The organism is Mesorhizobium sp. M1A.F.Ca.IN.022.07.1.1, from assembly GCF_003997575.1.
Classification (GTDB): Bacteria; Pseudomonadota; Alphaproteobacteria; order Rhizobiales; family Rhizobiaceae; genus Mesorhizobium.
Map to the genome: position 1 here is coordinate 1 of NZ_RZST01000267.1, position 8,653 is coordinate 8,653.

The following is an 8,653-nucleotide window of genomic DNA, read 5'->3' on the forward strand; positions in this document are numbered from 1 at the left end:
CCGAGGAAGACGCCAACGAGCTTGCCGAGCAGACCGGCACCGCCGTTGCCACCACGACCACCAAGAAAGAGCCGACCGACCGCACCGACGACCCGGTGCGCATGTATCTGCGCGAGATGGGCTCGGTCGAGCTTCTGTCGCGCGAGGGCGAAATCGCGATCGCCAAGCGCATCGAGGCCGGCCGCGAGACGATGATTGCGGGCCTGTGCGAGAGCCCGCTCACCTTCCAGGCGATCATCATCTGGCGCGACGAGCTCAACGAATCGAAGATCCTGCTGCGCGAGATCATCGACCTCGAGGCGACTTATGCCGGCCCCGAGGCCAAGCAGGCGCCGGTTGTCGAACGCGTCGAGGAAGCGCCCAAGGCCGAAGAGAAGCCGCGCGGCCGCTCGGCGGCGCGCGAGGAAGAAGACGACATCACCAATGTTGGCGGCGACACGCGCGGGCTGGAAGAAGAGGAAGACGACGAGGACGAGGCAAGCCTGTCGCTGGCCGCGATGGAAGCGGAACTGCGCCCGCAGGTGATGGAGACGCTCGACGTCATCGCCGACACTTACAAGAAGCTTCGCAAGCTGCAGGACCAGCAGGTCGAGAACCGGCTGGCGGCTGCCGGCACGCTTTCGCCCAGCCAGGATCGCCGGCTGAAGGAGCTCAAGGAGCAACTCATCAAGGCGGTGAAGTCGCTGTCGCTCAACACCGCGCGCATCGAAGCGCTGGTCGAGCAGCTCTACGACATCAACAAGCGCCTGGTGCAGAACGAGGGCAAGCTGCTTCGGCTCGCCGAAAGCTACGGCGTGCGCCGCGAGGAGTTCCTCAAGGAGTATCAGGGCTCGGAGCTCGATCCGAACTGGACCCGCTCGATCGCGAATCTCACCTCGCGCGGCTGGAAGGAATTCACAAAGAACGAGAAGGACGCGATCAAGGAACTGCGCGCCGAGATCCAGAACCTCGCCACCGAGACGGCGATCTCGATTCTGGAATTCCGCAGGATCGTCAACCAGGTGCAGAAGGGCGAGCGCGAGGCCGCGATCGCCAAGAAGGAAATGGTGGAAGCGAACCTTCGGCTCGTCATCTCCATCGCCAAGAAATACACCAATCGCGGCCTACAGTTCCTGGACCTGATCCAGGAAGGCAATATCGGCCTGATGAAGGCAGTCGACAAATTCGAGTATCGCCGCGGCTACAAGTTCTCGACCTACGCGACATGGTGGATCCGGCAGGCGATCACCCGCTCGATCGCCGATCAGGCGCGCACCATCCGCATTCCGGTGCATATGATCGAGACGATCAACAAGATCGTGCGTACCTCGCGCCAGATGCTGCATGAGATCGGCCGCGAGCCGACGCCGGAAGAGCTGGCAGAGAAGCTCGCAATGCCGCTCGAAAAAGTGCGCAAGGTGCTGAAGATCGCCAAGGAGCCGATCTCGCTCGAAACGCCGGTCGGCGACGAGGAGGATTCGCATCTCGGCGACTTCATCGAGGACAAGATGGCGATCCTGCCGATCGACGCGGCGATCCAGGCCAATCTGCGCGAGACAACCACGCGCGTGCTGGCTTCGCTCACCCCGCGCGAGGAGCGTGTTCTGCGCATGCGCTTCGGCATCGGCATGAACACCGACCACACGCTGGAAGAGGTCGGCCAGCAGTTCTCGGTCACCCGCGAGCGTATCCGTCAGATCGAGGCCAAGGCGCTGCGCAAGCTCAAGCACCCGAGCCGCTCGCGGAAGCTGAGAAGCTTCCTGGACAGCTGAGCGGAAACGCAACATACGAAAACGGGCGCCTCGGCGTCCTTTTTCATTTCCACCTATTTGTTATGCCGCCTTGCCGGGCTTGCTCAACAGGAGGATAATTTCAGGGTCGGATGCATTTGTGGGCGACAAGCCGGATGCCCGCCCCGGACGCCGGCCGCAACTGCCAGGCGTTGCGCTCCGTGGCTCCCGGTGGGAGGTGTGCCATGACAACCTACATCGTGCTTATCAACTGGACCGAATTGGGCGCCAAGAACGTGCGGGAGTCGCCGAAGCGGCTCGATGCCGCCAAGAAGCTGCTCGGTGAAATGGGCGGATCGTTCAAGGCATTCTATCTGACGATGGGCGAATGCGACATGGTCGCCATTGTCGAAGCGCCGGACGATGCCGTGCTTGCCCGTTTCGCGCTGATGTTGTCGTCGGGCGGCAATGTCAGGACGCGGACGATGAAGGCGTTTCCGGAATTCGCCTACCGCGAGATCATCAGTTCGCTGGGGTAGAGCGCCGGAAACAGCCCGGCTCGATGCTGATATTGCGGTGCCGCGCTCGGTCGCCGATAGTCGCGCGATGCCTGAGCCGTTGCTGACTGTCTGGTACAACACACGCTGCCCGGTCTGCGATGCCGGCATCAACCGCCAGAAACGGCGGCTGATTGAAGCGGTCAAGTCCGGCCGCGTCGAATTCCGCGACATTAATTTCGAACCGCAAGCGCTTTCAGCCTTCGGCGCCTCGCTCGAGGATGTCCGCCGGCGGCTGCATGCGACCGATGCCGAGGGCAAGCTGCTGGTCGGTGCCGATGTGGCGATCGCCGTCTGGCGGCTCACGCCTGGCGAGGGATGGCTCGCCACCCTGTTCGGCAATTCGGTCGTGCTGCGGCTGACGCGCTTTGTCTATGATCGGTTTGCCGATCTTCTCTACCCCTGGAACCGCCGCAAAGGCCGCTGGTAGGCTGTTTTCGCGGCGATCGCTGCGCATTCGACCGCCTCGCAGTTCGCCTTGCGTCAACCAAGATGCATCGTAAGATATATCTTGACTCCACCCGCCACCTAGCTAAGATATATCGTAAGATAGAACTCAAGGAGCGATCCATGCACAAGCATAATCCCTTCGGGCACAACCATTTCGGTCAGCGCATATTCATGCACATGGCCGGTCGTTTCGGTGGTCGCGGCGGCGGCTTTGGTCCCTTCGGCCAGGGCATGCGCGGCGGCGGCCGCGGCGGTCCGGGCGACATGTTCCGCGCCGGCCGCATGTTGGCCGACGGCGATCTCAAGCTGATCACGCTGTCGCTTCTGGCCGAGGCGCCGCGGCACGGCTACGACATCATCAAGGCGCTGGAGGAACGCACCAGCGGCATCTACAGCCCGAGCCCGGGCGTGGTCTATCCGACGCTGACCTTTCTCGAAGAGGCCGGCTATGCCGTCTCGTCAAGCGAAGGCAACAAGAAGGTGTTCTCGATCACCGAGGCGGGCAGGGCGCATCTCGAGCAAAATCGCGAGATGATCGATCACGTGCTCGACCATCTCGAGCGGTTCGGCCGCAAGATGGCCAAGGCGCGCGACTGGTTTGGCTGGAACGACGAGGGCGAGGACGTCGGCCGGCGCGGCCGTCACGAAAAGCGCGACCGGTTCCGCGCACTGCGCCACCGCCTACGCGCCGCGCTCAGCGATATCGTCGATGCGCCGGAGGACAAGCAGGCCGAGGCGATCAGCATTCTGGAAGACGCCGCCGCAGCGCTCGAGGCCCTCTCGCGTCGCTGAGTCGCCCGGCACTGAACGGGTTATTGCTGGCTCGACCGATGACCGTCAAAGCGGGATGACTTCCAAAAGTCATCCCGTTTATCTTTGTGTGAGCATGATCTTCCCGAAAACCGCTGCACAGTTTTCGGGTTCATGCTGTAGTGAAAATCGTCCTGCGGCACGCTATGTGATGCAGGACGATTTGCCGTTGGAGGATGCGCTATGTCTTTTCTGAAACGTCTTTTCGGCGGCGGCGGTGGTGAGGCGACGGACACCGGAGCCGCGAAGCCGGCAAAGCAGGTCGAGCACAAGGGCTTCCTGATCAGCGCCACGCCCTACAAGGCGGACGGCCAGTACCAGACCTGCGGCGTCGTCTCCAAGGAAGTGGACGGCGTGATGAAGGAGCACCGCTTCATCCGCGCCGACCGTTTCGCCGGGCTGGACGATGCGGTCGACATCTCGATCAAGAAGGGCATCCAGCTCGTCGACGAGCAGGGCGAGCGGATGTTTGGATAGCCGTTGCCGCAGGGTTCTTTTTTTGCCGGGATCAGAACGCGACTTTGTCGCCGCCCTTCAGCTGCAGGATCTGCCGCGCCTCGTCGGGCGTGGCGATCGAGGCGCCGAGGCCCTCGATGATCTGGCGGACCTTCGTTACTTGTTCGGCGCTCGAGCGGGCAAGCTTGCCCTTGCCGATCCATAACGAGTCCTCCAGGCCAACCCGCACATTGCCGCCCAGCGCGATCGCCTGCGTGGCGATCGGCAGTTGGTGGCGGCCGGCGCCCAGCACCGACCAGTGATATTCGTTGCCGAACAGCCGATCGGCCGTGCGCTTCATATGGGCGACGTCCTCCGGATGCGTGCCGATTCCGCCGAGGATGCCGAACACGCTCTGGACGAAGAACGGTGCCTTCACCAGCCCGCGCTCGACGAAATGCGCCAGGGTATAGAGATGGCCGATGTCGTAGCACTCGATCTCGAAGCGCGTGCCGTTGTCGGCGCAGGTGCGCAATATGTGCTCGATATCGCCGAAAGTGTTGCGGAAGATCCGGTCGCGCGACGATTCGAGATAGGGCCGCTCCCACTCATGCTCGAACGTCTTGAAGCGCTCCAGCATCGGAAACAGCGCGAAGTTCATCGAGCCCATGTTGAGCGAGGCGACCTCGGGCGCGAAGACTTTCGCGGGCCTGACGCGTTCCTCCACGCTCATCGTCGCCGCACCACCGGTGGTGATGTTGACGACGCAGTTGGAGCGCTGCTTGATGACCTGCAGGAAAGGGGCGAACGCCTCGGTCGACTGGTCGGGGCGTCCGTCGACCGGATTGCGGGCATGAAGGTGGACGATCGCGGCACCCGCCTCGGCCGCCTCGATAGCGGCGGTCGCGATCTCCTCGGCCGTCACCGGCAAGTGCGGCGACATTGACGGCGTGTGGATCGAGCCTGTGACCGCGCAGGTGATGATGATCTTGTTCTGGCTTGCCACTTTTTGATGCCCTGATCCTGATCTCTTCGCTATCCGAACGCGCCCTGTTCGACCGCGTCCTGTTCGACCGCTTGGGCGATGCCGGCAATGAACCGCTCGACGGCACGATATAGAACACGGTAATCGGCAGCGCCGCCAGTGTCAGCCCGGTGAACAGCTAGTCGGCGGTGAATTTCGCCGACGAACACCGTCAGCCCCGGCGGCAGTTTCCTCAAATTGCCGGAGGTGATCAGCACCAGCGGGAAGAAACAGTCGTTCCAGATCGGCACGGCTCGACGAAACATGCAAAAAAGGCAGGCGCCGATCGGCGCCCGCCTTTTCATTCTCAGGGTTTTTCCGTTCTCAGGGCAATGATTACGCGGCCACGGCGATCCCGTCCGCGTTAGCAGCCGCGGCCGCGATCGCATCCACCTTGGCGGTGGCCTTGGCAAGCGCGGCGGTGACCGCGTCGGCGCCCATGCCGACGCCTTCGACGCGGATCACTTCGACGTCCGTCATGCCCAGGAAGGCAAGCACGCCGCGCAGGTAGGGGATGGCGTGATCCATCTGCACCGCGGCACCCTCGGAATAGATGCCGCCCGAAGCAAGCACGATATAGACCTTCTTGCCGGCGACCAGGCCCTTCGGGCCATTCTCACCATAAGCAAAAGTCCTGCCCGAGCGTGCGACGTGGTCGATCCACGACTTCAACGTCGAGGAAATGTTGAAGTTGATGAAACCGGTGGCGAGGATAATCGTGTCGGCCGCGAACAGCTCGTCGAGCACCGCGTCGGACACGCCGACCACCTCGGCCTGACGCGGGCTGCGCGCCTCGGCCGGGGTGTAGATGCCGGTGGCATAGTCAGGATCGATATGCGGCAGCGGATCGGCGACCAAGTCGCGCACGACAAGTGTGTTGGACGGATCGGCGGCAACCAGCTTCTGAGCAAGATCGGTGGCGACTCGGGTCGAGTGCGAGGCGGCGCCGCGCGGGCTGGAGGTAACAAGCAGTATGGACATGGCGGTGTCCCCTTTGGGTTGGATTGACTTTCCCGTCCAATATGGGGTTGCCGCTCTATCCGGAAAACTGGTATTATTTGCATAGTATCCATCGAGAATGTGGATTGATCATGCAGCCAAATCCGACGCTCGACCAATTGCAGATCCTGGTGGCGGTGGCCGACACCGGCAGCTTCTCGGCCGCGGGGCGCAAGCTAAACAGGGCGCAGTCGGTGGTGAGCTACGGCATCGCCAACCTGGAAGCGCAACTGGGCCTGAAACTGTTCGAGCGCGAAGGCCTGCGCGAGCCGCAACTGACCGATGTCGGAAAGGCCATGCTGGAGGACGCGCGGCGCATGATCGGTGTGCTGCAGCGCATCCGCTCGCGCGCCGACGGCTACAGGCAAGGGCTGGAGGCGGAAGTAAACCTGTCGGTCGACGTGGCGCTGCCTTCGCCGGCGCTCGTGCGGGTGCTCAAGGCCTTCGAGGCTCAGTTCCCGGCGGTGATGCTGCGCCTCTATATCGGTTCGCTCGGCCTGATCGTCGATCAGGTCGTCAACGGCCAGTCGGACCTCGGCTTTGGCGGCCTGCAAGGCGATGCGGACGTCAATCTGCTGCGCATCGGCTTCATCTCGCTGGTGCCGGCTGCCGCACCCGACCATCCGCTGGCGAAACTGCCGAAGCCAATTGCGATCGAAGATCTGCGCGACCACATCCAGCTTGTCGTCTCCGACCAGTCGGAGCGGACGCGGGGCCGCGACTATGGCGTGTTTGCCTATCGCACCTGGCGGCTGACGGACGTGCGCACCAAGCATGCCCTGATGCGTGAGGGTCTCGGCTGGGGAGGCTTGCCGCGCTGGCTGATTGCCGACGACATCGCCAGCGGGCGGCTGGTCGAGCTCGATCTCGAGCCTTATCGCGAGGTGCGTGCGCCGATGTACGCGATGCACCGCAACGACCGAAGCCCCAAGCCGGCGGCGTCGTGGCTCATCGACGAGTTCAAGCGGCAGCTCGGCTGCTTCAACGAGCTGGAGCCGGGCGTTTGGACGGAGGAGGAGCCGGAGACAAGCCGTCCATGAGCGCCATCAGCACGGCGCGATACTCCTCGGCCGATGCGCCGGCCTCGATGGCCAAAGCCGCGCGATCGAAGGCGGCGGCCAGCACCGCGGTCAGCGCCTCGGCCGGCAGCTTGACCATCGAGCGCGCGCGCATGGCTGCGATCAGGCCTTCGCGCAGCGAGCGGTTGCCGTGGCGGTTGTCGATCTCGTCCATCGCCGCGCGGCCAAGCACGGCCGGCCCATCGAGCAGCAAAAGCCGCGTGCGGCCGGGCGCGCGCATCGCGGCGAGATAGGCGCCGGAGCCGGAGATCAAGGCATCGCGGGCCGAGAGCGAGGCGGGCGAGGCGCGGTCGATCTCCGCTGCGACGGTCGCTGCCTCCTGTTCGACGACCGCGGCGAGCAACGCCTGCTTGTCGGCAAAATGATGATAGAGCGCCCCACGCGTCACGCCGGCGGCGGCCACGATCTCCGGCGTGCCCGTCTCCGCATAGGATTTTTCCGTGAACAATTTTCGCGCCGCGCGGATCAGATCGGCGCGCGTTGCCTCGGTGCGGTCGCGGTTGGAGCGGCGTCCAGACTCTGGTTGCATACATACAGCCTGTATGTTAATTGCACTTACATACAGACTGTATGTTGGATGGCAGGAGAAAGAAAGATGAAGACGACCAGCTATTATCCGGTGCTGATGACCGGCGACGTCGCCGCCACGGCGGCCTTTTATGTCGAGCATTTCCGCTTCAAGGCGGTGTTCGACAGCGACTGGTACGTCCATCTGCAGTCGGCCGAGGATCGCCGCGTCAATCTCGGCATCGTCGACGGGGACATGAGACGATCCCTGAGGAGGGCCGGGGACGCACGTCCGGCCTGCTGATCAATTTCGAGGTCCGCGATCCCGACGCCGTCTATGAGCGCATCGTGGCCGCAGGCCTGCCGATCCTGCGCACCTTGCGCGACGAGCCCTTCGGCCAGCGCCATTTCATCACCAAGGACCCCAACGGCGTGCTGATCGACGTGATCAAGCCTATTGCGCCGAGCGAAGAATTCCTGGCGCAATACGCCAAAGGTGCGGCCGGGAGCTAGGCCGGACAGCGGGTCTCAGTTCGTCCGCGCCGCCGGCGTCACGGCGACCTGGCTGACGCCGGTGCGGCGCACGACGGTGCAGAGCGTCTCGCGACCGATACGTTCGGCGTCGAGCATGCGCACGAGATCATCGACGCCGGTGACCGGTCGGCCGTCGATAGCGGCGATGATGTCGCCTTCCTTCAGGCCAGCCCTCGCGGCGGGGCCGTTCTTTTCGACACTGCGCAGGCGCACGGCCGTCTTGGTCGTGACCTGCGAGAGAAGTGCGGCACGGCGCGGCAGGTTGGTCGTATCGGCAGAGACGCCGATGAAGGCGCGGCGCACGCGGCCGAAGCGGATGATCTCGGAAATGACGAAATTGGCGGTGTTGGAGGCGACCGCGAAGGCAATGCCTTGCGCACCGTGGATCATGGCGGTGTTGACACCGACGACTTCGCCAGCCGACGACACCAGCGGTCCGCCGGAATTGCCGGGGTTGAGCGCGGCGTCCGTCTGAATGACGTCGTCGATCAGCCTGCCGGTCGAGGCGCGCATCGAGCGGCCGAGCGCCGAGACGACGCCGGCGGTGAC

Annotated in this window: 11 protein-coding genes and 1 pseudogene; 7 read left to right on the forward strand and 5 right to left on the reverse strand. The window is 63.8% G+C overall.

Annotated elements, in window-relative coordinates; all coding sequences use genetic code 11:
- The 5 genes from rpoD to EOA75_RS24105 all read left to right on the forward strand — a co-directional run.
- Nucleotides 1-1,751: RNA polymerase sigma factor RpoD (gene rpoD, locus EOA75_RS24085; RefSeq protein WP_127325341.1), on the forward strand; the 1,751-nt coding region annotated here is incomplete at its 5' end.
- Between the two features lie 203 nt (nucleotides 1,752-1,954).
- Nucleotides 1,955-2,248 (forward strand): GYD domain-containing protein, encoded by a 294-nt coding sequence (locus EOA75_RS24090; protein ID WP_066994615.1) that lies wholly within the window; start codon nucleotides 1,955-1,957, stop codon nucleotides 2,246-2,248.
- A gap of 67 nt (nucleotides 2,249-2,315) precedes the next feature.
- Nucleotides 2,316-2,696 (forward strand): DCC1-like thiol-disulfide oxidoreductase family protein, encoded by a 381-nt coding sequence (locus EOA75_RS24095; RefSeq protein ID WP_206517029.1) that lies wholly within the window; start codon nucleotides 2,316-2,318, stop codon nucleotides 2,694-2,696.
- A gap of 140 nt (nucleotides 2,697-2,836) precedes the next feature.
- Nucleotides 2,837-3,508 (forward strand): PadR family transcriptional regulator, encoded by a 672-nt coding sequence (locus EOA75_RS24100; protein WP_095823214.1) that lies wholly within the window; start codon nucleotides 2,837-2,839, stop codon nucleotides 3,506-3,508.
- Between the two features lie 201 nt (nucleotides 3,509-3,709).
- Nucleotides 3,710-4,003 (forward strand): HlyU family transcriptional regulator, encoded by a 294-nt coding sequence (locus EOA75_RS24105; protein WP_067326794.1) that lies wholly within the window; start codon nucleotides 3,710-3,712, stop codon nucleotides 4,001-4,003.
- Between the two features lie 31 nt (nucleotides 4,004-4,034).
- On the opposite strand, the gene EOA75_RS24110 is transcribed toward EOA75_RS24105, so the two are convergent.
- From EOA75_RS24110 to EOA75_RS24120, 3 genes are all read right to left on the reverse strand, one after another.
- On the reverse strand, nucleotides 4,035-4,967 hold the full coding sequence (locus tag EOA75_RS24110) for a 3-keto-5-aminohexanoate cleavage protein (RefSeq protein WP_067326797.1): 933 nt from the start codon (nucleotides 4,965-4,967) through the stop codon (nucleotides 4,035-4,037).
- 29 nt (nucleotides 4,968-4,996) lie between these two features.
- On the reverse strand, nucleotides 4,997-5,236 hold the full coding sequence (locus EOA75_RS24115; RefSeq protein ID WP_245466723.1) for a hypothetical protein: 240 nt from the start codon (nucleotides 5,234-5,236) through the stop codon (nucleotides 4,997-4,999).
- Between the two features lie 85 nt (nucleotides 5,237-5,321).
- Nucleotides 5,322-5,966 (reverse strand): FMN-dependent NADH-azoreductase, encoded by a 645-nt coding sequence (locus EOA75_RS24120; protein WP_066994627.1) that lies wholly within the window; start codon nucleotides 5,964-5,966, stop codon nucleotides 5,322-5,324.
- 110 nt (nucleotides 5,967-6,076) lie between these two features.
- Between EOA75_RS24120 and EOA75_RS24125 the strand changes: the two genes are divergently transcribed.
- On the forward strand, nucleotides 6,077-7,024 hold the full coding sequence (locus EOA75_RS24125) for a LysR family transcriptional regulator (protein ID WP_067326806.1): 948 nt from the start codon (nucleotides 6,077-6,079) through the stop codon (nucleotides 7,022-7,024).
- On the opposite strand, the gene EOA75_RS24130 is transcribed toward EOA75_RS24125, so the two are convergent.
- A complete protein-coding gene (locus tag EOA75_RS24130) occupies nucleotides 6,966-7,592 on the reverse strand; it encodes a TetR/AcrR family transcriptional regulator (RefSeq protein ID WP_127216855.1) in 627 nt (208 codons plus the stop codon). The two genes, EOA75_RS24125 and EOA75_RS24130, sit on opposite strands and share 59 nt — an antisense overlap.
- A 66-nt stretch (nucleotides 7,593-7,658) precedes the next feature.
- Between EOA75_RS24130 and EOA75_RS24135 the strand changes: the two are divergent.
- Nucleotides 7,659-8,083: pseudogene (locus tag EOA75_RS24135) on the forward strand (VOC family protein).
- A gap of 15 nt (nucleotides 8,084-8,098) precedes the next feature.
- Here the strand turns inward: EOA75_RS24135 and EOA75_RS24140 are convergent.
- On the reverse strand, nucleotides 8,099-8,653 hold a 555-nt coding region (locus EOA75_RS24140; RefSeq protein WP_127325342.1), incomplete at its 5' end, for a PDZ domain-containing protein.

Bases quoted from the DNA above. Each gene is read 5' to 3' on its own strand.
- EOA75_RS24095 (WP_206517029.1), top strand. From the start codon at position 2,316: ATGCCTGAGCCGTTGCTGACTGTCTGGTACAACACACGCTGCCCGGTC.
- EOA75_RS24120 (WP_066994627.1), bottom strand. From the start codon at position 5,966: ATGTCCATACTGCTTGTTACCTCCAGCCCGCGCGGCGCCGCCTCGCAC.
- EOA75_RS24125 (WP_067326806.1), top strand. From the start codon at position 6,077: ATGCAGCCAAATCCGACGCTCGACCAATTGCAGATCCTGGTGGCGGTG.
- EOA75_RS24130 (WP_127216855.1), bottom strand. From the start codon at position 7,592: ATGCAACCAGAGTCTGGACGCCGCTCCAACCGCGACCGCACCGAGGCA.
- EOA75_RS24100 (WP_095823214.1), top strand. From the start codon at position 2,837: ATGCACAAGCATAATCCCTTCGGGCACAACCATTTCGGTCAGCGCATA.
- EOA75_RS24105 (WP_067326794.1), top strand. From the start codon at position 3,710: ATGTCTTTTCTGAAACGTCTTTTCGGCGGCGGCGGTGGTGAGGCGACG.
- EOA75_RS24090 (WP_066994615.1), top strand. From the start codon at position 1,955: ATGACAACCTACATCGTGCTTATCAACTGGACCGAATTGGGCGCCAAG.